The following is a 20,363-nucleotide window of genomic DNA, read 5'->3' as shown; positions in this document are numbered from 1 at the left end:
CATCCGAAAGCGAGCTTCCGCAACGTAAAAAGGCAAGCATTCCAGCGTGATGCTATGCCAAACCTTGTCTGTAAGGCTTGACTTGCGACGAACTGCAACCGAAGGTTTGCCCCGGTGTGGAGAATCCGGTTCCGGCCGGTCGTTGTCTCACCGGACAGACATGGCTCCGATGAGGGGAATTCCTGATGAGCGATTATCTTGCAGACGTGAAGAAGTACGATGCCGGCGCGAACGCCGATGTCGTCGACAAGATCGTGAAGCACCTGGGCATCGCGCTCAGGAACCGCGACTCCTCGCTGGTGTCCTGCACCGATCCTGAAGAATTGAAGCGCGTGCGCGACAGCTGGGTCGGCAAGAAGCTCGGCATTGCCGACGCCGCAAAGGCTGATGCCGCCATCGAGAAGACCTGCAAGGCGATGAGCGCGGACAACACCAAGAACCGGGTGACTTTCTATTACCTGGTCGCCAAGGACCTCGGCAAGCTCGGCTCGCTCTGAGTTTTCCAGCTTCCAGTATTGTTTGACGACACCTCCGGCGCGCTCTCGCGCCGGAATGCTGTGGTTTGCTCTGTTCGGGCAATAGCCTGGCAAGCTTTCGCCGGATATGATGAAGGCCAACGCCAAAACCGCGAATCGGGGCGATAGCGATGCGCCAATATCTCGATCTGCTCAGCCATGTACTGGAGAACGGCACCGACCGGGGTGACCGTACCGGCACCGGTACGCGCTCGGTATTCGGCTATCAGATGCGCTATGATCTGGGGCAGGGCTTCCCGGTTCTGACCACCAAGAAGCTGCACCTCAAGTCGATCATCCACGAATTGTTGTGGTTCCTGGCCGGCGACACCAACATCAAATATCTCAACGACAATGGTGTCTCCATCTGGGACGAATGGGCCGACGCCAATGGCGATCTCGGCCCGGTCTACGGAAAGCAGTGGCGTTCGTGGCCCGACGCGCATGGCGGCACGATCGACCAGATCGAGAATCTCCTGTGCGAAATCCGCTGCAATCCGTATTCCCGCCGGCTCATCGTCTCGGCATGGAACCCTGCGGAAGTGGAGCAGATGGCGTTGCCTCCCTGCCACTGCCTGTTCCAGTTCTATGTTTCCGACGGACGCCTGTCCTGCCAGCTCTATCAGCGCTCGGCAGACATCTTCCTCGGCGTGCCGTTCAACATCGCTTCCTATGCCCTGCTGACCATGATGGTAGCGCAGGTGACCGGGCTGAAGCCTGGCGACTTCGTTCACACGCTTGGCGATGCGCACATTTACTCGAACCATTTCGAACAGGCGCGTGAACAGCTTCGTCGTCAGCCAAAGGCCTTGCCGACGATGTGGATCAACCCGGATGTGAGAGATCTCTTCGCTTTCCGCTTCGAGGACTTCCGCCTGGAAAACTACGTCGCCGATGCGACGATCAAGGCGCCGATCGCGGTCTGATCTTCAAGTCGGAAAAGCGTTCCGGCCATTCGCCAGTTCAACCGACCTCGAAGTCGCCCGGCTGCGGCGGAGCGATTGGAGTGAACAGTGCACGGTCCGGTTTCAGATCGAGCAATGGCGTTCCGTCGAGACAGTCCAGGCCGCGTACCAGGATTGCAGAGCCTTCGACGCCAACAAGCGTGACGATGGAGGTGCCGATCGGGTTCGGCCTGACCGGTGAACGCAACGCAAATGTGCCGCGTGCCGAACCGTCGTTGGCTGGGCTCTGGCGGACCAGGTCCCGTCGCGACAGGTGCAGCCAGTAGAGAACTTCCAGGCGCTCGAACTCTTCAATGCCGGCGAGCGCCTCCTGCCACAGCGGAAAGACCTCGATACGGCAGACCGGGCCGTCGGCGCGACCCTGGCGCGGCGCCATCAGCCGCGATGCCCAGGGCGTGCGGATCGTGCCGATGAAGACCAGGCCGGCGTCCGTCGGCGCGGGGGCGTCGACGGCGATCTCGCCTTTGCGGATTTCGTTCTCGCGAACCAAATCAGTCGATGCCGACCATGACATCGGATGCCTTGATGACGGCATAGGCGTCCTTGCCAACGGCTAGGCCGAGGTCGGCAACAGCTTCATTGGTGATGGAAGAGGTGACCACGGCGCCGCCGATGTCGATGCGGACATGCGAGGTGGTCGCGCCCTTGGTGATCTCGACGATCTTGCCCTTCAATGTGTTGCGCGCACTGATCTTCATGGGGAATTCCTCGTTGATTTCTGTCCGATGCGCGTGGTTGCGCGAGACAATCACCGTAGCCCGCCGAGGCCGGCTGTTACAACGAGTTTTCAATGAAACTCTTTTCCCGAAAAATGCGCAGCAGCCTTCCCTTTGTTATGTTCATATGGATATATCGCCTAAGGCCAGTGGCCGGACGGGTCTGCACAATCAGGGAGAGCTTCGATGATGAAACGTAACGGTTTGGTGCTGATGGCGCTGGCCACCGGGGCGATGGTGCTGGCAGCGCCTGCGGCGCGCGCCGACGAACAGGTTGTCGTGTTTGCCGCCGCCAGCCTCAAGAATGCGCTCGATGAGGTCAACAAGGCCTGCGAAAAGGATGTCGGCGAAGCCGCAAAGATTTCTTATGCGGCAAGCTCCGCGCTGGCCAAGCAGATCGAGGAAGGCGCGCCGGCGGACGTCTTCATCTCGGCCGATCTCGACTGGATGAAGTATCTCTCCGACAAGAAGCTGACCAAGTCCGATACCGAGGTGAAGCTGCTTGGCAACCAGATCGTGCTGGTGGCGCCCAAGGACTCCAAGGCCGAGGTGAAGATCGAGAAGGGCTTCGGCCTCGCCAAGCTGATCGGCGACGGCAAGCTTGCCATGGGTGACTTCAAGGCGGTTCCGGCCGGCAAATATGGCAAGGCGGCGCTGGAATCGCTTGGCGCCTGGTCTTCGGTGGAAGGCAAGGTGGCGCAGGCCGAGAATGTGCGCGCCGCACTCAAGCTGGTGGCTACCGGTGAAGCGGCTGCAGGCATCGTCTACCAGACGGACGCCAATGCCGAGAAGGGCGTGAGGGTCATCGGTGTTTTCCCGGAAGAGACGCATCCTCCCATTGTCTATCCGGTCGCCCAGACAGCCGAATCCAAGGACAAGGATACGCCGGCATTCCTGAAGTGCCTGCGCTCTGCTAAGGCAGGCGAGCTCTTCAAGGCGCGAGGTTTCACGCTGCTCGCGCCGACCCAGTGAGGCCTTGCCAAGGAGGCAGAATAAGCGCGCATGAACTGGCTGCTGGACCTCAGCCCTGACGAATGGAATGCGGTCCGGCTGTCCATCAAGGTCGCCACGGTTGCGATGCTGGTCAGTTTGCCGTTCGGCATTGCGGTGGCACTGCTTCTGGCGCGCGGCAGATTCTGGGGCAAGACGTTGCTCAACGGCATCGTGCATCTGCCCCTGATCCTGCCACCTGTGGTGACAGGCTATCTTCTGCTGCTCGCTTTTGGCCGTCGTGGTCCGGCCGGAGTCTTTTTCGCCGACTATTTCGGTCTCGTCTTTTCCTTCCGCTGGACAGGTGCGGCACTGGCCTGCGGCGTGATGGGCTTTCCGCTGATGGTGCGGGCAATCCGCCTGTCCATCGAGAGCGTTGACCGCAAGCTGGAGGCGGCTGCCGGCACGCTGGGCGCCAGTCCGCTCTGGGTCTTCGCCACCATCACGCTTCCACTGATCCTGCCTGGCATGATTGCCGGCGCGATCCTTTCTTTTGCCAAGGCGATGGGCGAGTTTGGCGCGACCATCACCTTCGTTTCCAACATTCCGAATGAAACGCAGACGCTGCCGTCGGCGATCTACACGTTCACGCAGGTGCCTGGCGGGGACGAAGGGGCGCTGAGGCTGACGCTGATCAGCATCGTCATCTCGATGGCTGCGCTGGTTGCCTCCGAAGTGCTCGCGCGCCGCGTCGGCCGGCGGATGGACATCGAATGAGTGTGGCGGTCGACATCGGCCAGCGGCAGGGCGGCTTTTCGCTCGAGGCGGCTTTCGAGAGTTCCGGTCGGCTGACGGCGTTGTTCGGTCCTTCCGGTTCCGGCAAGACCTCGCTGATCAATGCCATTGCCGGATTGATCCGGCCGCAGCGTGGTCGTATCGCCGTCGACGGAAAGGTGCTGGTCGACACCGACAAAGGCATTTTTGTCCCCAGGCACAAGCGGCGCATCGGCATGGTGTTCCAGGATGCGCGGCTGTTCCCGCATATGAGCGTGGCAGCCAACCTGCGCTACGGACGCTGGTTTACGCCGACAGCCGAGCGCTACGGCGATCTCGATGCCGTGGTCGAACTGCTTGGCATCGGCCATCTGCTCGACCGCCGGCCAGGCAAGCTTTCCGGTGGCGAAAAACAACGCGTGGCGATCGGCCGGGCTCTGCTGGCCAGCCCGAGGCTGCTTCTGATGGACGAGCCGCTGGCCTCGCTGGATGAAGCCCGGAAGGCGGAAATCCTGCCCTATATCGAGCGACTGCGCGACGAGACGAAAATCCCGATTGTCTATGTGAGCCACTCGGTTGCCGAAGTGGCGCGGCTGGCAAGCGATGTCGTGGTGATGGCGCAGGGCAGGGTCGCCGCGGCCGGCCCTACCACCGAGATCATGCAGCGGCTCGACCTGCTTTCCCACGAAGAGCGTTTGGAAGGCGGGGCCGTGCTGGACACGCGCGTGCTGCATCAGGACGAGCGTTTCGGCATGACCGTGCTTGGATCGCCGGCAGGCGAGATCCGCGTGCCCTACGTGCCGGCAACAGTCGGCCAGCCGGTGCGGATCCGCATTCGTGCGCGCGACGTGATGATCGCAACCGAAAAGCCGCATGGCCTGAGTGCGCTCAACGTGCTGGCCGGTCGCATCGTGGCGATCGAGCCCGGTGAAGGGGCAGCCGTGGAGGTCAGGATCGATTGCAACGGGGTGGCGGTGATGGCGCGCATCACGCGGCAGTCGCAGCATGCGCTGTCGCTTGTCTCCGGTCGCAACGTGTTCGCGGTGATCAAGACCGTGAGTTTCGACCAGGCCAACATGGCGGCTGCTCCCAGGGAGCAGTTCGACGCCTGATGCGCGTCGCGGTCTTTCAGATTTGCTCCCTGCGCGCATCAGGTCTTTGATTTTGCGTGTGTCGTTATCGCAAAATCGCTGCACATTTTTGCGCGACATGCGCGGGGGCAGCCTCTTGCCATGCGCTATTCTCCCATGGAATAACGGCGGGAATAACAAGCAGCGACATAGCGCGGGAGGAAAACGTGCCTTCTCTCAGCCTGCGGATCAATCTCGACCCGGACGGCCGCATCGGTCCCGGCAAGATAGAACTCCTGGAACAGATCGCTGCTTTCGGCTCGATCTCGGCGGCGGCGCGGGGCATGGAAATGTCCTACAAACATGCCTGGGACCTGGTCGAGGACATGAACCGCGTCTTCGGCAAGCCGTTGGTGGCCGCACAGACCGGCGGGCGCAAGGGCGGCGGTGCGCAATTGACCGCGGTGGGGCTTGCAGTGGTCAGCCGCTACCGGGCCATCGAACGGGCGGCGACTGCTGCGGCGCAGGCGCATATGGAAGCGCTGCAGGCTGAAATCGACGCTGCATAAGAGAAGATTGCCTGGGCGGGCTATTCCGGCTTGCGCAGCAGATAGGTGTCCATGATCCAGCCCTTGCGCAGGCGGGCCGCCTCGCGGGTCTTGACGATCTCATCCTCGACGTCGCCCAGGCGGCCATGGATGAGGATTTCGTCCACGGTGCCGAGATAGGCACCCCAATGGATGGTCGTATCCTTGTCGGCGACAGTCTGGAACGAGCATTTGCCGTCCAGCATCACCACCGTGGTGCCGGCGTTGCCGGGCAGGCCTTCTTCCGTCAACCGACGTCCCGTCGTGACCAGGAATGGATCGCCGATGCGGTTCAACGCCATCCTGTGGCCGGCGGCCAGCGCCTGGATGGCGGTTATGCCGGGCATGACTTCGAGCTCGAAGCCGACATTGCCGCGCCGGCTGACGCGCTCGAGGATGCGCAGCGCGGAATCGTAAAGCGACGGATCGCCCCAGATCAGGAAGGCGCCGCAGCCATCCTCTGCAATCTCTTCGAGCAGCAAGCGCTCGTAGATGCCTGCGATCTCTTCATGCCAGTCGTCGACGGTCGTGCGATAGGATGGTGCCGGCTCGGCCCGCACCGGCACATCGAATTCGACGCGGCGCGACTTCGGGTTGCTGACGAAACGGTCGCAGATGTCGCGGCGCAGATCGGCGAGGTCGTTCTTCTTCGCACCCTTGTCGGGAATGAACAGAACGTCGGCGCGGTTCAGGCCGTTGATGGCCTGGACCGTCATATGTTCAGGATTGCCGGCGCCGATGCCGATCACGAGAACCTTGCGCATGGCGCTGTCCTGCCTGATCCCCGGCGGCCTGTCCAGAGCGGCAGCGGCGGCGATTGAAGGCTTGATGCAGCGTTCGAAGCAAGTAGGCTCTGGGAGCTTCATCAGAAGGGAATCGCTTCGATGGTCCGCATCGCGCTGACATTCGGCATGGCGCTCGCCGTGGCTCCCGCCTTTGCCAATGATTCCACCGCCGAGCTTGGCGCAGGCGGCCTCATCCTGTCGCGCAACGATGTCGTCTCGATGGACAGCGAGGACCTTTTCATTTCGCCGGACAAGGTCGCTGTCGACTATGTCTTCCGCAATACTTCCGACACGGACGTGAACACCATCGTCGCCTTTCCACTGCCGGAGATCGAGGCCAATCCTTATGAGATGCCTTCCATCCCGGAAGAGGGGAGCGACAATTTCCTCGATTTCTCGGTGACGGTGGATGGCGCTGCCGTCAAGCCGGAGCTTGAGCAGAAAGCCTTTGCAGTGGGGGTCGATATCAGCGCCGATCTTAAGGCGCAGAACGTTCCGTTCTATCCTTACGGCAAGGCGGCGCTGGCCGCACTTGCAAAGCTGCCGCAACCGGTGGCGGACGACTGGCTGGCGCGCGGCATCATCGTCATGGATCAGTATGATGACGGTTCCGGCTGGAAAAGCGTGCGCTCGCCCTATTGGCAATTGCGCTCGACATTCTGGTGGCGTGCGGCTTTTCCGGCTGGCAAGCCGGTGCATGTGTCGCATCGCTACAAGCCGAGCGTCGGCGCAACAGCGGGGCTCTCCTTTTTCAACGATGGCAAGTTTGAAGGCGAGTATGACAGCTACAAGCGCCGCTACTGCATGGATGACGCCTTCGAGGCCGCGGTGCGCAAGGCGCAGAAGGACAATACCGACAGCAGCCCGCAGCTGTATGAGAGCCGGATCGCCTATATCCTGACCACCGGCGGTAACTGGGCGACCGGCAGCATCGGCAAGTTCAAGCTCACGGTGGACAAGATCGACGCGCGCTCTCTGGTCTCCTTCTGCGGCACCGGCGTGAGGAAGACCGGCCCCACGACTTTCGAGATGACAGCCGAGGATTTCGTGCCCGAGCGCGACATCGACATCCTGCTGCTCGACAGACCTGAAAACGAAAGCGGCAAGTAATGCTCGTCTCTATCCATGTCGCCATCGCCGAAAACGGCATCATTGGCCGCGAGGGCGGTTTGCCCTGGCGGCTTTCCACCGATCTGAAGCGCTTCAAGGCCGACACGCTGGGCAAGCCGGTCGTCATGGGGCGCAAGACCTGGGAGAGCTTTCCAAAACGTCCGTTGCCGGAGCGTCTGAACATCGTCGTCAGCCGAGACCACTCCTATAAGGCAGAGGGGGCGGAAGTAGTGGCTTCCCTGGAGGACGGGCTGACGCTTGCTCGTGTTCGCGGCGGCTGCATGGCTGGTGTTGACGAAATCTGCGTTATCGGCGGCGGTCAGATTTATGCGCAGGCACTGCCATTGGCGGACAAACTTCATGTCACGCATGTGCTGGCGTTGATCGATGGCGATACGTCCTTTCCATCGATCGACCCCGCGACATGGCGCGTGGCCAGTTCCGAGGACATTCCTGCCGGCGAGAAGGACAGCCATCCGACACGCCATGTCGTCTATGAAAGGCGGGTTAGGGATTAACCACGACAAAGCGTCGCGGCCAAACTGCTGCTAAGAAGGGCGCATAAAAAGTCGGACGCGTTGAAAGCGCGCGGAGGCATCCCTATAGAAGGACGATAAGGATTTTGCGCCGGCTCCGGCGTGTGAGGGAATCCCAACGAAAGGACATTCATGCCCTGGAACGACAAAAGTGGCGGTGGAGGCGGCCCCTGGGGAGGCGGCGGCGGTAACAACCAGGGCCCATGGGGGCAAGGTCCGCGCGGACCAAGCGGCCCTCAAGGCACGCCACCCGATCTCGAAGACATCATCCGCCGCGGCCAGGACCGGTTGCGCAATGCACTTCCCGGTGGCGGCGGCAGCCCGGCTGTCTACCTTCTGATCGCGCTCGTGCTGATTGCCGGCTGGCTGTTCAAGGCTGTCTATACGGTTCAGCCTGACGAGGTGGCGGTAGAACTGCGCTTCGGCAAACCGAAGGAACAGCTCTCAGAGCCTGGTCTGCATTTCCATTGGTGGCCGATCGAAACGGTCGAGACCGCCAAGATTTCCGAACAGCTGGTCAACATCGGTGGTGGCGCCCGCAGCGGCAACACCTCCGGACTGATGCTGTCGGGTGACCAGAACATCGTCAACGTGCAGTTCTCGGTGGCCTATCAGGTGGCTGACCCACGCGCTTTCCTGTTCGATGTCGCCGATCCGGACGAGATGTTGAGGCAGGTGGCCGAAAGCGCCATGCGCGAGGCTGTCGGCCAGCGCCCGGCGCAGGATATCTTCCGCGACGACCGTCAAGGCATCGCGACCGTTGTGCGTGAGAATATCCAGGCGACGCTTGACAGCTACAAGGCAGGCCTGACGGTCAATGCCGTGTCCATCGAAGATGCTGCACCACCACGCGAAGTGGCTGACGCATTCGACGAAGTGCAGCGCGCCGAGCAGGACGAGGACCGCTTCGTCGAAGAAGCGAACCAGTATTCCAACCAGAAGCTCGGTCAGGCTCGCGGTCAGGCAGCGCAGGTCCGCGAAGAGGCGGCCGCATACAAGAACCGTGTCGTGCAGGAAGCGCAGGGTGAAGCGCAGCGCTTCATCTCGATCTACGATGAATACGCCAAGGCGCCTGACGTAACGCGCCGTCGCATGTATCTGGAGACGATGGAGAAAGTGCTGAGAGACTCCAGCAAGGTAATCGTTGAGCCGAATACCAATGGCCAGGGCGTTGTGCCTTACCTGCCTCTGCCGGCACTGCAGCCGAAGACCTCGGGAGGTAACCAGTAATGGCCAATCGTCTTCCCGCGATCATCGTCGCCGTCGCCGTCCTGTTGTTCCTGCTCTATTCGTCGGTTTTCGTGGTCAACGCCCGCCAGCAGGCGATCGTGCTGCGTTTCGGCGAAATCATCGACGTCAAGAGCGACCCCGGCATCTATTTCAAGGCGCCGTTCCCGTTCTTCGACGCCGATACCGTGCAACTCGTCGAGAAGCGCGTGCTGCGTTTTGACCTCGACAACATCCGTGTCCAGGTTTCGGGTGGCAAATTCTTCGAGGTCGATGCCTTCATCGCCTACCGCATATCCAATCCGCGCGTTTTCCGTTCCGCGGTTTCCGGCCAGATCGAACTGGCCGAGCAGCGGCTGAAGACGCGTCTCGATGCGGCGCTGCGTCGGGTTTACGGCCAGCGTGCTTTTGAGGCCGCTCTCTCCGAAGAGCGTGGCATCATGATGCGTGAAGTGCGCGACCAGCTGCGTCCGGACGCAACGTCACTCGGTCTCGAGATCGATGACGTCCGCATTCGTCGCACCGACCTCACGGCGGAGGTCTCGCAGCAGACCTACGACCGCATGAAGGCCGAGCGTCTCGCGGAAGCCGAGCGGCTGCGCGCACGTGGTAATGAAGCTGCGCAGCGTATCAAGGCTCGCGCCGACCGCGAGGTAGTCGAGATCGTTGCCGAGGCGAACAAGGAATCTGAGATTCTGCGGGGCCAGGGCGATGCGGAGCGCAGCTCGATCTTCGCCAACGCCTACAACCGGGATGCAGCCTTCTTCGATTTCTACCGCTCGATGAACGCTTATGGCACGGCCCTGGACAACACCGGCACGACCATGCTGCTGTCGCCGAACTCGGAGTTCTTCCGCTACTTCCGGGATCCGGCAGGTGGGGCTGCTCCGACGGCTCCGAAGCCTGCGCAATAACCGTGCAGGATTTTCTTGCCGCCATGGGCCTGGTCCTCGTCGTCGAGGGTCTGGTCTATGGCGGTTTTCCACGTCTGGCCAAGCGTCTGGCGACTGACGTCCTTGCCATGCCGGAAGGTGTGTTGAGGATAGGTGGGCTGGCGGCAATCGCGATCGGTGTCGGCATCGTCTGGCTGGTGCGCGGCTGAAGCGGCGTGGTTGCCTGGGGATTTATCGCCATCGGGTGGTCAGGGCCGTAAACGTGCCTTATTTCTTTTCACACTGACGACACGTCGTTGAAAGCGTTGTTGCTGACTTGCCGGGAGGCCCTGATGAAGTCCGAAACCATCCTGCGTGCAGCAAGCAAGACGCTTGCGGCCGCCACCGCCGCGCTGATGCTTGGCGCGGCCACTGTTCCATCCGCCATCGCACAGACCCAGGCTACGACGCAGGCCGCACCCGCAGCCAATGGTCCGGCTTCGGTCGCCGACCTTGCCGAGGGGCTGCTCGGCGCCGTCGTCAACATCTCGACGTCGCAGACCGTCAAGGGTAGCGAAGGCCCAGGCGCCGTGCCGATGCCACAGCTACCGGAAGGCTCGCCGTTCCAGAACTTCTTCGACGACTTCTTCAAGGATCGCGGCGGTCAGAAAGGCGGCGGCTCGCAGAAGGTGCAGTCGCTGGGTTCCGGCTTCGTGGTCGACGCCGTGGAAGGCATCGTGGTGACGAACAACCATGTCATCGCGGACGCCGACGACATCGAGGTGAATTTCTCCGATGGCGTGACGCTGAAGGCTAAGCTGGTCGGTACAGATACCAAGACCGATATTGCGGTGCTGAAGGTGGACCCTAAGGGCCACAAGCTGACGGCTGTGAAGTTCGGCGATTCCAATAAGATGCGCATCGGCGACTGGGTGATGGCGATCGGCAACCCGTTCGGTCTCGGCGGCACCGTCACGGTCGGTATCGTCTCGGCGCGCAACCGCGATATCAATTCCGGTCCCTATGACGACTTCATCCAGACCGATGCTGCCATCAATCGCGGCAATTCGGGCGGACCGCTGTTCAACATGAACGGCGAAGTCATTGGCATCAACACCGCCATCATCTCGCCGTCGGGCGGTTCGATCGGCATCGGCTTTTCGATCCCGTCCCAGCTTGCCGCCGGTGTCGTGGATCAGTTGCGGCAGTTCGGCGAGACGCGGCGCGGCTGGCTGGGCGTCCGCATCCAGCCGGTGACCAAGGACATTGCCGAGAGCCTTGGCATGAAGGAGCCGAAGGGCGCGCTGGTCGCTGGCATCATCAAGGGCGGTCCGGTCGATAACGGATCGGTCCAGGCCGGCGATGTCATCACCAAGTTCGACGGCAAGGATATCGAGGAAACGCGCGATCTGCCACGCGTCGTCGCCGAAAGCCCGGTCGGCAAGGCCGTCGACGTGGTCATCATCCGCAAGGGCAAGGAGCAGACGGTCAAGGTGACCCTCGGTCGGCTCGAGGACGGCGAAAAGCTGGCCGATGCCGAAGGCAAGGACGAACCCGGCAAGGACGGCAAGGTTGCGCCTGTTGCCGCCGCCAAGGTTCTCGGCATGTCGATCGGCGAATTGAACGATGACACGCGCGGCAAGTTCGGCATCGCTGCCGATGTGTCTGGCGTGGTGGTTACCGAAGTTGCCAAGGATTCGGCTGCAGCCGAGCGCGGTATACAGCCGGGCGAGGTGATCACCGAGATCGGACAGGAATCGGTGGCAACGCCCAAGGATGTCGTTGACCGCATTGCTTCGCTGAAACAGCAGGGTCGCAAGAACGCGCTGCTGATGCTGGCCTCCAAAACCGGAGAGCTGCGCTTTGTGACCGTGCGGATGGATTGATTCCGGAAATCGACGGAAATCATTGATCGTGAATTGAAAAGGGCGGCTGCTTAGCCGCCCTTTTGTTGTTCCCAATCCTTGCGCTTCAGGCTGTAGAAGGCATGAGGGCGCAGATGCGGATGGCTCTCGGGAACACCTGGGTGATCGAAGTCGCGCGCTGGATCGGCCGTCATGCCGATCCTTTCCATGACTGCCGTCGAGCGGCGGTTGTCGCGAACCGCGAAGGAAACGATCTCGTCGGGGCCGAGCGTTTCGAAACCGAACGCCAGCCAGGCACGGGCCGCCTCGGAGACATAGCCATGTCCCCAGAATTCCGGCGCAAGGCGCCAGCCGATCTCGAGAGTGCCGGCGGGCAGGAAGGGCAAGTGCTCGGTACCGGTGAGGCCTACGAAGCCAATGCATTCACCGGTGGTGGCGATCTCGGCAGGGGCAAAGCCAAAACCCCTGCGCTCGATTTCAGCGCGCAATTCGACGATTTTCGCATCCGTCTCGGCGCGGGTTCGGCGGAACGGAAAGAACTCCATCACGCGTTCGTCGCTGTTGATGCGGAAGAAGAGTTCGCGATCGCGATCTTCCCAGTTGCGCAGGATCAGTCTTGTCGTGCGCATCGGTTTCATTCGACGAAGTCCTCGCGACGATAACCCTGCAGATAGAGCAGGGCGGTAAGGTCGCCGTGATCGATGCGCACCTTGGCTTCGGCTGCAACCGCCGGTTTTGCATGAAGTGCAACGCCGGTACCGGAAAGCCGGATCATGTCGAGGTCGTTGGCGCCGTCACCGACCGCGATGGCATCCGCGGGTGTGAGGCCGAGCCTTGCGGAGATATCATGGAGGGCCTCAGCCTTGGCTGCGCGACCCAGTATCGGCTCAGCGACTTCACCGGTCAGATGGCCGTTGGCCTCCAGAAGCCGGTTGGCGCGGTTTTCGTGAAACCCGAGCATGGCGGCGATGCGGTTGGTGAAGACGTCGAAGCCGCCGGAGACGAGCGCGGTGTGTGCACCGGCCTTGCGCATCGTCTGCACGAGTGCCCGCCCACCGGAGGCAAGCGTCAGCCGGTTGGAGATGATGCGATCGACCACCGCGGTGTCGAGATTCCTGAGCAGCGCGACACGTTCGCGCAAGGCCGGCTCGAAGGCGATCTCTCCGTTCATGGAACGCGCAGTGATTGCTGCGACCTTCTCTTTCAACCCGACTTCGTCGGCCAGTTCATCGATGCACTCCTGGTCGATCATGGTTGAGTCCATGTCGGCGATCAGAATTTTCTTGCGACGGTAGGCTTCGAACTGGACCGCAATATCGATCGGCTCGCCAGCGAGGGTTGTGCGCAGGTTTGCCAGGGCTTCTTCGGCTTCGATGCCTGCCGGCAGGACCAGATCGCAGGCGATCGTTTCGGCGAGCCAGTGCGTTGTGCTTGCACCGACCGCCTGGGAGGCCTTATTCGCAAGAGCCGGCGTGAGTGCGCCGCCGGCTGGACTGGAGACGAGCGTGGCGACAAGCGGCATGGATGCAACCCAGGGAAAAGCGGCGGAAGGTGGCCGCGTGAAGGACGCGATCCTGATAGCTGGCCCGACCGCGAGCGGCAAGTCGGCGTTGGCGCTGGAGATAGCCGCCCGACTCGGTGGCGTCATCGTCAACACCGATTCCATGCAGGGCTATTCGATCCTGAACGTGTTGACCGCACGACCTGGGCCACAGGATCTGGATCGTGTTCCGCATCTTCTCTATGGCCACGTCCATCCCTCCACTGCCTACTCAACCGGGGCATGGTTGCGCGATGTCGTCGCGCTCATTGAAAGGGGTACTTTCGCCGACAGTCGGCCGGTCTTCGTCGGCGGTACGGGGCTCTATTTCAGAGCGCTTGCCGAGGGTATCTCCGACATGCCGGAGATACCCTCGCACATACGCGAGCGTTGGCGCCACGAATTGATCGAGCGCGGTGCGCCGCGCCTGCATCGCGAGTTGATGTTGCGGGATTCGGCTATGGCCATGCAGCTACGGCCAAGCGACGGCCAGCGCATCGTGCGGGCTCTGGAGGTTCTGGACGCCTCCGGTCGTTCCATCCTGTCCTGGCGAGGCCAGCGTAGCGCGCCACTGATCGACCGGGCGAGCGCGCGTTTCTTCGTCATCGAGCCGGATCGTGAAATGCTGGGCGAGCGCATCAACCGACGCTTCGATGCCATGATCGAATACGGTGCGCTGGAAGAGGTTCGACAGATCCTGGCCCTCGACCTTGATCCGGTGCTTCCCGCCATGAAGGCGATTGGCGTGCGCGAACTGCAATCAGTGCTGGATGGGGAGATTGATGCCGGAGCGGCGATGGAGCGAGCCAAGATCGCCACAAGGCAGTATGCCAAGCGCCAATCCACGTGGTTCCGTAACCAGTTTGGCGTCGAGTGGCAAAGATTGTTGCCAAATGAAACCATAGTGGAGACAGTGTGGACGGCAATCAAAAAGGAAATTGAATAGACTTTTTAGTATTAACTTTGCACTCGCAAGGATTGTGCAAGTTAACCGTGGCGTAAGCCTGCGCATGCCATAAAGCTCTCGTGTCGCGACGGGCTGGGCAGGAATGCGATTTCACAAGGCTGAACACGCCTTTTTCGTCTTTATCTTCGTGATCCTTGCTGCGGGCATGGTGACGCTGCATGCCTATGGTTTGCTGGACACGACTGCAGCGCAGATCGATGATGTTGCCGCAGCCCGTCAGAATATCGACTATCTGGGTTCATTGCTGTTTGCTGTCGGTGTGCTTCTGGCGACTGCCTTTTTCTTCGGCGTGTTCTTTATCTATCCCTTGATCCGGGATCAGGTGCGTGAGGAGGGCAAGCTCAGGGCGATGACGGCCACTCTCAGTGCCCGCTCCGAGACGCTGGAACATGCGGCGCTGACGGATGGCCTGACCGGCATGCAGAACCGACGCTTCTTCGATGATGCGCTGCGTGAATACATCGCCGAATTCCGTCGCATCGGCAAACCGGTCGGTTTGATGATCCTCGACCTTGATCACTTCAAGTCGATCAACGACACGCACGGCCATGATGTCGGCGACGAAGTCCTGCGTGCCGTTGCCGGCTGTCTGAAAGGCATGACCCGCTACCACGATGTCGTCGCGCGGCTTGGCGGCGAGGAATTCGCGGTCGTGACACCCAACATGGATATCGAACTGCTGCGGAAGTTCGCCGAGCGCATCCGCAAGGGGGTTGCCAACCTGACCATCCTCAACGGCAACGTGCGGCTGAAGGTGACCACCAGTGTCGGGCTTGCGGTCTGGGAGGATTCCGAGACCGCCGAGGCATTCTATCGCCGCGCCGACAAACAACTCTACGAAGCCAAGCGCCAGGGCCGCAATCGGGTTTGCGCCGCCTGAGGCGATCTCCGGCAAAATTGTCGTTGCCGGGTAATTTCAGGAAAAGCGCGTGGGGTTTTCCGTCCGGAATCGCGTGAAAACAAAAACAGTTGGAACGTCTCGGTAAAAACGAAAACGTTCCAACGTCCGTCGAATGCTGTCGCGATCAGTGATGTACGCGGTCAGTTGTTTTGCGGCTTGAGCCCGAACGTTGCCGGTTTGAGACCATAGCGCGTGTCGAAATCATCGTCCGGCTGCGGCCGTGGCGTCACCACAGGCTTGCGATAATCTGTATCTCCAGCCTGTCGCATCGTGTCGACGGTTTCCGAGAAATTCATCGCCGGCTGCGGCTTTGGTACATTGCGCAGCCGCTCGACGATGCCGACAAGGTCGACATCGCGGCTGTCTGCCGATGGGGCTTCCATCGCGTGTTTGGCGGCGCCCGGGATCAGGCTCTGGTCGATCTTCTCGAATTTTAATCGCATTGTGGTGGCGACACCTTCACCAAAGGCAATCGCCTCGCGCTGGCCCATCGAGGACAGGAAGGCGAGGCTCGAGGCTGAAGAATCGGCGATGGCCGACCGGATGATGGCCTGGTCCTGCTCGTTGGCGAGGCGCATGGCAAAGAAGGTCGAGCATTGCGACAGAATGGTCGGATCGAGTTCGCCCGGTCGCTGGGTGACGACACCGAGGTAGCAGCCATATTTGCGTCCTTCCTTGGCGATGCGCGAGAGCGCATGCCGGGTCGGCTCGAAGCCCAGGCGCGGGTCGGCGGGCATGTAGCGATGCGCTTCTTCGCAGAGCAGCAGCAATCGCAGTTTCCCTTCGCTCCACAGCGCCAGGTCAAAGGCAAGCCGTGCAAGGACCGAGCAGACCGAATTGACGACTTCCGATGGCAGACCTGCCATCTCGAAGCATGTCACCGGGCGGCCATGATGCGGCACTCGGAAGATGTTGCCGATCGTCTCGTGAAGGGTGTCCTCGATCAGGCGGGAATTGAACATGAAGCGGTAGCGCGGGTCAGCGGCAGCCGATTCGATGCGTATGCGCAGCGACTTGAGGACCGGCCGTTCAGCCTTGCTTTCGAGCAGGCCCATGCGTTCGTCGATCTGCTTTATGAGATCGGCGACGCGGTACGGGACCGGCGTGTCCGCGGTCATGGTGTCGGCGCCGCGGCGCACATAGCTGGTGCCACCCATATTGCGGTAGAGGTTCTTGGCGACGGGGATCAGGTCACGCAGCAGGTCGATCTCTTCGGGCGGCGCCTCGCGCCCTCGGAAGATAACCTCCGCGAATTCTTCCAGCTTGAACATCCAGAATGGCAGATCGAGTGTCGTCGCATCGACCTTGACGCATTGGTCCTGCAACGAGGCCGCGAATTCGTTATGCGGGTCGAGGATCAAGACCCTGAGGTCGGGCCTCGCGGCGATCGCCTTGCGCAAGAGCAGCGACACTGCCGTCGATTTGCCGACGCCGGTGGTGCCGACGACAGCGAAATGCCGGGACAGTGTGTCGTCGATGGCGATGTTGGCGGAGATGGCTTCGTCCTGCGACAGGGCGCCGACGGTGATGGCGCGGCGACCCGCGAGGTCGTAGACGGCCGCAAGGTCGCGGCTGCGGATGCGGTGGGCAATCGCGCCGATGTGCGGATAGATCGTGATGCCGCGATCGAACATCGGCTTGGCACCTGGTTCCGCGCCATCGCGCACCTCGCCGACCAGTTCGACGCTGACCTCGATCGGGTTCTGTCCGCTGTCGTTCCAGGCGAGGTCGGCCTTGGAGATGGCATACACCAGGCCGACAGTGCGTGTACTGCCCAGATTGATCGAGATCATCTTGCCGACCGACCAGTGGCCGGTGACGAAGCCTTCTTCGCCATCGGCGAAGGCACTGATGGTGGCGCGGGCGCCGTCGCAGCGCACGACATGGCCGAGGATGCGCTTGTCGGTCTGGGCAGCATCACGCCGCTCTTGCGATATCGGCTCGCCACCGGAAGCTGCACGTTCGACAAACATAAACGACGACGGTCCCCATTATCTCCGTGGATGCTAATCAATCTCGGTTAAGGTCGTGTGTGAGTGGATGGTGTAGAGGCGGTTAACAACATCGCGACAATTCGAACGAGGTGCAGAAAAGCCCTTCCGTTCAGGCGGCCATATGATATCTTGGACATATGTCTGATATACCGGATGATCTTTCGACCAGGATTGCTGCCCGCATTCGTGCGGAGCGTATGACCAGAAACTGGTCGCTGGCGGAACTTGCCGACCGATCCGGCGTATCGAAAGCGATGTTGAGTTCTATCGAGCGCGGCTCGGCAAGCCCGACCGCACCGATCCTGGTACGCATTGCAACGGCGTTCGAGCTGACCCTTTCGAGCCTGATCGCACGTGCCGAGTTGCAGGGTGGAAGCGTCGCCCGGCGCGGTGACCAACCGGAATGGCGAGATCCCGGAACCGGCTACATCCGGCGCCACGTGTCGCCGCAGACCGACATGCCGCTCGAAATGGTGCAGGTCGAACTCCCGGCGGGCGCGAGCGTCAGCCTGCCGGCGAGCAGTTACGCCTTCATCCGCCAGCAGATCTGGTTGATGGAAGGGCGGCTCGATTTCACCGAAGGGGAGGTGGTGCACAAGCTGGAGCCCGGGGATTGCCTGGCGCTCGGGGCACCAGCCGACTGCGTCTTTCATGCGCCCGGGCCGGAGTCTGCCCGCTATCTGACGGTACTTATCAGGACATGATCATGCCGCGACTGCCGAAGCGAAACCACAATGGCGGACCGCCGCTCGACGACTACAAAGGACCGGCATGGGGCAGTGGAGATCCGCATCGCTTCATCCACTGGCGCACAGCCCACAAAGCTGCCTGGAAGCCCAAATCGCGCGACGTCGCACTGTTTCGGTTGGTGAAAGCCGAGGCGGTTGGCTTGACCTATGAAGAATACACGCTGGAGCTGCTGGAACGCGGCCGCCATCTTGGCGCCGACGACGAGGCGCGTGTCGACGAGATCAAGCGCTCGCGCAAACGCCGCAGTTTCAGCCATTTCGACTGACCTCCCGCACTCCAATCAGAAAATCGAAAATGACTGCAATTGATATCAGGCCGCTTGCCGCTTCGGCCAGGACGACAGAAGCGCTGGCCGAGATCCTGGTCGAAACCGTCGCCGCTGGCGGGTCGGTCAGTTTCATGCATCCGCTCTCCTCCGAGGTCGCCGAGGCCTTCTGGGACAAATCGCTGGCCGCCGCGGCGCGAGGAGAGAGGGTTGTGCTCGGTGCCTTCGACGATGGTATCCTGGTCGGCACGGTGACGTTGTTGCTCGATCTGCCGGAAAACCAGCCGCACCGCGCCGAGATCGCCAAGCTGATGACGCGACATAGCCATCGGGGCAAGGGCGTCGCCACCAGGCTGATGCAAGCCGCAGAGGATCTCGCCCGGCTGCGCGGGCGTACGCTTCTGGTTCTCGACACGGCAACGGATGGCGGTGCGGGTTCGCTGTACCGGAAGCTGGATTTCACGCTGGCCGGCGAGATTCCAGACTATGCGCTGAAACCCCATGGCGGACTGAGCGGCACGCTGCTGTTCTGGAAGCGCATCGGGGCGTCCGGGCCGGCGATTGCAAGCGTGGTGGAGGCCTGATAGATGACATTTGCAATCGCGCTCGAAGATCCGGCCAAGCCCGAAATCATCGCCCTGCTTGAGGATGGCGAGCGCTATGGCGCTTCGCTCTACCCCGCCGAGAGCAATCATTTCCTGTCGATCGACGAATTGCGGGCGGACAATGTTCGTTTCGCGGTGGCGCGCGACAGTGATGGCGTTGCGGTCGCGACAGGGGCGCTGGCGCTCAATGAAGACTGGGCGGAATTGAAGCGCATGTGGGTGGTGCCGTCGGCGCGAGGGAAAGGATTGTCCAGGGCGCTGCTGACGGAGCTGGAGGCGAGGGCGCGGGAGGCTGGCGTCACCTGGCTGCGACTTGAGACCGGCATTGCCAATCACGAGGCTCTGGGACTCTACGAACGCACCGGCTTCGTCCGCATCGGGCCATTCGGCGACTATCGCCCCGACCCGCTCAGTGTCTTCATGGAAAAACGGTTGGTCAGTTTTTCATAGGCTTCAGAAATTCGGCTATCCGGGCGACGAAAGCCTGCAGGAGCGGATCATCGGCGCGGTCGGTGGCTGCGACGAAATAATAAGCGCGTGCCGCATTGATGGCGGTAGAGAAGGGTTGGATAAGGCGCCCTTCGCTCAGGTAGCTGCCTGTAAGAACATCAGACAATAGAGCGATGCCTCGCCCTTGCACGGCGGAGGCAACAGCGTGTGCCACCGAAGGTACACGCACGCGGGCACTGCCTTGCAGGTCGACGCGGGCAGCGATTGCCCATTTGTTCCATTCCTGCCCGTCGTCTTCATGCAGCAAGGTTATGCCGTTCAGCCGGCGCTCCCGATGTTGCAGGTCTAGGCGTGGAAACAACACCGGCGAACACACCGTCTTGAGCCGGACTTCGGAGAGCAATTGCCACCAGCGGCCGGCGAAGGGAGGATTGTCATAGACGACGGCGATGTCACTGCGCTCCCAATCGACGGCGTCGGCGATGATCGCCTCGTTGATGATCAGGTTGGAAATGCCCCTGCTTTCGGCGAATTCGACGACGGCGCCACTTAACCAGGCAACGCCGAGTGCTGTCGGTAGCGAGATTGACAACGAGCGCGCGTGGTCATGGCCGTCATGTCGACCGGAGTCGCGCACAGCCATCGAAAGCTGCGCCAAGGCCTGCGAGACAGTGCGGGAAAAATCCCGCCCGGCTTCGGTCAGCGCCACGTTGCGGCCGTCACGCTCGAACAGGACGATGCCGGTAGCATCGCCAAGTTTGCGCAACTGCAGCGAAATTGCGCTTGGGCTGAGATGAAGTTCGTCGGCGGCACCGCGCAGCGTTCCCAGCCGCGATACCGCTTCGAATACTTTGAGGTAGGGCAAAAAAGCCAGAGGTCGGGCCATCGGCAAGGTACCCAGCGGGCGTCTTAACACCGCGTAATGGTGAGTTATCCTGA

25 protein-coding genes are annotated in these 20,363 nt (G+C 61.5%); 18 read left to right on the top strand and 7 right to left on the bottom strand.

Annotation, left to right across the window (positions count from 1 at the left end):
- The first annotated feature begins 185 nt into the window (after nt 1-185).
- Together AC3WTO_RS11250 and AC3WTO_RS11245 are read left to right on the top strand one after the other, a co-directional pair.
- On the top strand, nt 186-497 hold the full coding sequence (locus AC3WTO_RS11250) for a DUF2853 family protein (protein ID WP_326895828.1): 312 nt from the start codon (nt 186-188) through the stop codon (nt 495-497).
- A 149-nt stretch (nt 498-646) separates the two neighbouring features.
- Complete coding sequence (locus AC3WTO_RS11245; RefSeq protein WP_492460781.1) at nt 647-1,441, top strand: thymidylate synthase; 795 nt, start codon at nt 647-649, stop codon at nt 1,439-1,441.
- Between the two features lie 37 nt (nt 1,442-1,478).
- Here AC3WTO_RS11245 and tsaA read toward each other — a convergent pair whose 3' ends face one another.
- Nucleotides 1,479-1,970, bottom strand: a complete 492-nt coding sequence (gene tsaA, locus AC3WTO_RS11240; RefSeq protein WP_492460780.1) for a tRNA (N6-threonylcarbamoyladenosine(37)-N6)-methyltransferase TrmO — start codon at nt 1,968-1,970, stop codon at nt 1,479-1,481.
- 1 nt (nt 1,971) lies between these two features.
- On the bottom strand, nt 1,972-2,178 hold the full coding sequence (locus tag AC3WTO_RS11235) for a TOBE domain-containing protein (protein ID WP_101935060.1): 207 nt from the start codon (nt 2,176-2,178) through the stop codon (nt 1,972-1,974).
- Between the two features lie 207 nt (nt 2,179-2,385).
- Here AC3WTO_RS11235 and modA point away from each other — a divergent pair, with 207 nt between their 5' ends.
- From modA to AC3WTO_RS11215, 4 genes are all read left to right on the top strand, one after another.
- Entirely contained in the window at nt 2,386-3,168 is a 783-nt protein-coding gene (modA, locus tag AC3WTO_RS11230; protein ID WP_492460871.1) for a molybdate ABC transporter substrate-binding protein, read from the top strand.
- A gap of 30 nt (nt 3,169-3,198) precedes the next feature.
- The gene (modB, locus tag AC3WTO_RS11225) at nt 3,199-3,903 is read left to right on the top strand and encodes a molybdate ABC transporter permease subunit (RefSeq protein ID WP_492460779.1); all 705 of its coding nucleotides are present in this window, start codon (nt 3,199-3,201) and stop codon (nt 3,901-3,903) included.
- Nucleotides 3,900-5,012: a molybdenum ABC transporter ATP-binding protein gene (modC, locus tag AC3WTO_RS11220; RefSeq protein ID WP_492460778.1), complete on the top strand. Its 1,113-nt coding sequence runs from the start codon at nt 3,900-3,902 to the stop codon at nt 5,010-5,012. Before modB ends, modC begins: the two co-directional genes overlap by 4 nt.
- A gap of 185 nt (nt 5,013-5,197) precedes the next feature.
- Nucleotides 5,198-5,539 (top strand): winged helix-turn-helix domain-containing protein, encoded by a 342-nt coding sequence (locus AC3WTO_RS11215; RefSeq protein WP_054308175.1) that lies wholly within the window; start codon nt 5,198-5,200, stop codon nt 5,537-5,539.
- Nucleotides 5,540-5,559: 20 nt separating this feature from the next.
- On the opposite strand, the gene cobF is transcribed toward AC3WTO_RS11215, so the two are convergent.
- On the bottom strand, nt 5,560-6,321 hold the full coding sequence (gene cobF / locus AC3WTO_RS11210; RefSeq protein WP_492460777.1) for a precorrin-6A synthase (deacetylating): 762 nt from the start codon (nt 6,319-6,321) through the stop codon (nt 5,560-5,562).
- 120 nt (nt 6,322-6,441) lie between these two features.
- On the opposite strand from cobF, the gene AC3WTO_RS11205 reads away from it, so the two are divergent.
- From AC3WTO_RS11205 to AC3WTO_RS11180, 6 genes are all read left to right on the top strand, one after another.
- Nucleotides 6,442-7,452, top strand: a complete 1,011-nt coding sequence (locus tag AC3WTO_RS11205; RefSeq protein WP_492460776.1) for a DUF4424 domain-containing protein — start codon at nt 6,442-6,444, stop codon at nt 7,450-7,452.
- Nucleotides 7,452-7,970, top strand: a complete 519-nt coding sequence (locus AC3WTO_RS11200; protein ID WP_492460775.1) for a dihydrofolate reductase — start codon at nt 7,452-7,454, stop codon at nt 7,968-7,970. The genes AC3WTO_RS11205 and AC3WTO_RS11200 overlap by 1 nt, the downstream gene beginning before the upstream one ends.
- A gap of 150 nt (nt 7,971-8,120) precedes the next feature.
- Nucleotides 8,121-9,218, top strand: a complete 1,098-nt coding sequence (gene hflK / locus AC3WTO_RS11195) for an FtsH protease activity modulator HflK (protein ID WP_492460774.1) — start codon at nt 8,121-8,123, stop codon at nt 9,216-9,218.
- Nucleotides 9,218-10,129 carry a protease modulator HflC gene (gene hflC / locus AC3WTO_RS11190; protein WP_492460773.1) on the top strand — a complete coding sequence of 304 codons (912 nt, stop codon included), beginning with the start codon at nt 9,218-9,220 and terminating at the stop codon, nt 10,127-10,129. The genes hflK and hflC overlap by 1 nt, the downstream gene beginning before the upstream one ends.
- A gap of 2 nt (nt 10,130-10,131) precedes the next feature.
- On the top strand, nt 10,132-10,317 hold the full coding sequence (locus AC3WTO_RS11185) for a DUF2065 domain-containing protein (RefSeq protein ID WP_101935069.1): 186 nt from the start codon (nt 10,132-10,134) through the stop codon (nt 10,315-10,317).
- 123 nt (nt 10,318-10,440) lie between these two features.
- A complete protein-coding gene (locus tag AC3WTO_RS11180; RefSeq protein WP_492460772.1) occupies nt 10,441-11,973 on the top strand; it encodes a DegQ family serine endoprotease in 1,533 nt (510 codons plus the stop codon).
- Nucleotides 11,974-12,023: 50 nt separating this feature from the next.
- Here AC3WTO_RS11180 and AC3WTO_RS11175 read toward each other — a convergent pair whose 3' ends face one another.
- A complete protein-coding gene (locus AC3WTO_RS11175; RefSeq protein WP_492460771.1) occupies nt 12,024-12,590 on the bottom strand; it encodes a GNAT family N-acetyltransferase in 567 nt (188 codons plus the stop codon).
- Nucleotides 12,587-13,474: a phosphoserine phosphatase SerB gene (serB, locus tag AC3WTO_RS11170; protein ID WP_492460770.1), complete on the bottom strand. Its 888-nt coding sequence runs from the start codon at nt 13,472-13,474 to the stop codon at nt 12,587-12,589. Before serB ends, AC3WTO_RS11175 begins: the two co-directional genes overlap by 4 nt.
- On the opposite strand from serB, the gene miaA reads away from it, so the two are divergent.
- Nucleotides 13,473-14,438, top strand: coding sequence for a tRNA (adenosine(37)-N6)-dimethylallyltransferase MiaA (gene miaA / locus AC3WTO_RS11165; RefSeq protein WP_492460869.1), 966 nt, complete (start codon nt 13,473-13,475; stop codon nt 14,436-14,438). The two genes, serB and miaA, sit on opposite strands and share 2 nt — an antisense overlap.
- 103 nt (nt 14,439-14,541) lie before the next feature.
- The gene (locus AC3WTO_RS11160) at nt 14,542-15,339 is read left to right on the top strand and encodes a GGDEF domain-containing protein (protein WP_492460769.1); all 798 of its coding nucleotides are present in this window, start codon (nt 14,542-14,544) and stop codon (nt 15,337-15,339) included.
- A 161-nt stretch (nt 15,340-15,500) separates the two neighbouring features.
- Here AC3WTO_RS11160 and AC3WTO_RS11155 read toward each other — a convergent pair whose 3' ends face one another.
- Nucleotides 15,501-17,333: an ATP-binding protein gene (locus tag AC3WTO_RS11155; RefSeq protein ID WP_492460768.1), complete on the bottom strand. Its 1,833-nt coding sequence runs from the start codon at nt 17,331-17,333 to the stop codon at nt 15,501-15,503.
- Nucleotides 17,334-17,491: 158 nt separating this feature from the next.
- Between AC3WTO_RS11155 and AC3WTO_RS11150 the strand changes: the two genes are divergently transcribed.
- Genes AC3WTO_RS11150 through AC3WTO_RS11135 form a run of 4 tightly spaced genes read left to right on the top strand, consistent with a single transcriptional unit; the run spans nt 17,492 to nt 19,424 of the window.
- Nucleotides 17,492-18,058 carry a helix-turn-helix domain-containing protein gene (locus AC3WTO_RS11150; protein WP_492460767.1) on the top strand — a complete coding sequence of 189 codons (567 nt, stop codon included), beginning with the start codon at nt 17,492-17,494 and terminating at the stop codon, nt 18,056-18,058.
- Nucleotides 18,059-18,060: 2 nt separating this feature from the next.
- A complete protein-coding gene (locus AC3WTO_RS11145; RefSeq protein ID WP_492460766.1) occupies nt 18,061-18,369 on the top strand; it encodes a hypothetical protein in 309 nt (102 codons plus the stop codon).
- Nucleotides 18,370-18,398: 29 nt separating this feature from the next.
- On the top strand, nt 18,399-18,953 hold the full coding sequence (locus AC3WTO_RS11140) for a GNAT family N-acetyltransferase (RefSeq protein WP_492460765.1): 555 nt from the start codon (nt 18,399-18,401) through the stop codon (nt 18,951-18,953).
- Between the two features lie 3 nt (nt 18,954-18,956).
- Nucleotides 18,957-19,424, top strand: a complete 468-nt coding sequence (locus AC3WTO_RS11135) for a GNAT family N-acetyltransferase (protein WP_492460764.1) — start codon at nt 18,957-18,959, stop codon at nt 19,422-19,424.
- On the opposite strand, the gene AC3WTO_RS11130 is transcribed toward AC3WTO_RS11135, so the two are convergent.
- Nucleotides 19,411-20,310 carry a LysR family transcriptional regulator gene (locus AC3WTO_RS11130; RefSeq protein ID WP_492460763.1) on the bottom strand — a complete coding sequence of 300 codons (900 nt, stop codon included), beginning with the start codon at nt 20,308-20,310 and terminating at the stop codon, nt 19,411-19,413. The two genes, AC3WTO_RS11135 and AC3WTO_RS11130, sit on opposite strands and share 14 nt — an antisense overlap.
- Nucleotides 20,311-20,363: the final 53 nt, after the last annotated feature.

This window comes from Mesorhizobium sp. EU05-FHT14A09, from assembly GCF_058790995.1.
This window is presented reverse-complemented; position numbering and strand designations above follow the sequence as displayed.

Coding starts and splice junctions, on each gene's coding strand:
- hflK (WP_492460774.1), top strand. CDS start 8,121: ATGCCCTGGAACGACAAAAGTGGCGGTGGAGGCGGCCCCTGGGGAGGC.
- AC3WTO_RS11145 (WP_492460766.1), top strand. CDS start 18,061: ATGCCGCGACTGCCGAAGCGAAACCACAATGGCGGACCGCCGCTCGAC.
- AC3WTO_RS11175 (WP_492460771.1), bottom strand. CDS start 12,590: ATGAAACCGATGCGCACGACAAGACTGATCCTGCGCAACTGGGAAGAT.
- AC3WTO_RS11135 (WP_492460764.1), top strand. CDS start 18,957: ATGACATTTGCAATCGCGCTCGAAGATCCGGCCAAGCCCGAAATCATC.
- AC3WTO_RS11130 (WP_492460763.1), bottom strand. CDS start 20,310: ATGGCCCGACCTCTGGCTTTTTTGCCCTACCTCAAAGTATTCGAAGCG.
- AC3WTO_RS11150 (WP_492460767.1), top strand. CDS start 17,492: ATGTCTGATATACCGGATGATCTTTCGACCAGGATTGCTGCCCGCATT.
- AC3WTO_RS11200 (WP_492460775.1), top strand. CDS start 7,452: ATGCTCGTCTCTATCCATGTCGCCATCGCCGAAAACGGCATCATTGGC.
- AC3WTO_RS11140 (WP_492460765.1), top strand. CDS start 18,399: ATGACTGCAATTGATATCAGGCCGCTTGCCGCTTCGGCCAGGACGACA.
- hflC (WP_492460773.1), top strand. CDS start 9,218: ATGGCCAATCGTCTTCCCGCGATCATCGTCGCCGTCGCCGTCCTGTTG.
- cobF (WP_492460777.1), bottom strand. CDS start 6,321: ATGCGCAAGGTTCTCGTGATCGGCATCGGCGCCGGCAATCCTGAACAT.
- modC (WP_492460778.1), top strand. CDS start 3,900: ATGAGTGTGGCGGTCGACATCGGCCAGCGGCAGGGCGGCTTTTCGCTC.
- AC3WTO_RS11250 (WP_326895828.1), top strand. CDS start 186: ATGAGCGATTATCTTGCAGACGTGAAGAAGTACGATGCCGGCGCGAAC.
- AC3WTO_RS11155 (WP_492460768.1), bottom strand. CDS start 17,333: ATGTTTGTCGAACGTGCAGCTTCCGGTGGCGAGCCGATATCGCAAGAG.
- AC3WTO_RS11180 (WP_492460772.1), top strand. CDS start 10,441: ATGAAGTCCGAAACCATCCTGCGTGCAGCAAGCAAGACGCTTGCGGCC.
- AC3WTO_RS11160 (WP_492460769.1), top strand. CDS start 14,542: ATGCGATTTCACAAGGCTGAACACGCCTTTTTCGTCTTTATCTTCGTG.
- AC3WTO_RS11235 (WP_101935060.1), bottom strand. CDS start 2,178: ATGAAGATCAGTGCGCGCAACACATTGAAGGGCAAGATCGTCGAGATC.
- serB (WP_492460770.1), bottom strand. CDS start 13,474: ATGCCGCTTGTCGCCACGCTCGTCTCCAGTCCAGCCGGCGGCGCACTC.
- modB (WP_492460779.1), top strand. CDS start 3,199: ATGAACTGGCTGCTGGACCTCAGCCCTGACGAATGGAATGCGGTCCGG.
- AC3WTO_RS11245 (WP_492460781.1), top strand. CDS start 647: ATGCGCCAATATCTCGATCTGCTCAGCCATGTACTGGAGAACGGCACC.
- miaA (WP_492460869.1), top strand. CDS start 13,473: ATGGATGCAACCCAGGGAAAAGCGGCGGAAGGTGGCCGCGTGAAGGAC.
- modA (WP_492460871.1), top strand. CDS start 2,386: ATGAAACGTAACGGTTTGGTGCTGATGGCGCTGGCCACCGGGGCGATG.
- AC3WTO_RS11205 (WP_492460776.1), top strand. CDS start 6,442: ATGGTCCGCATCGCGCTGACATTCGGCATGGCGCTCGCCGTGGCTCCC.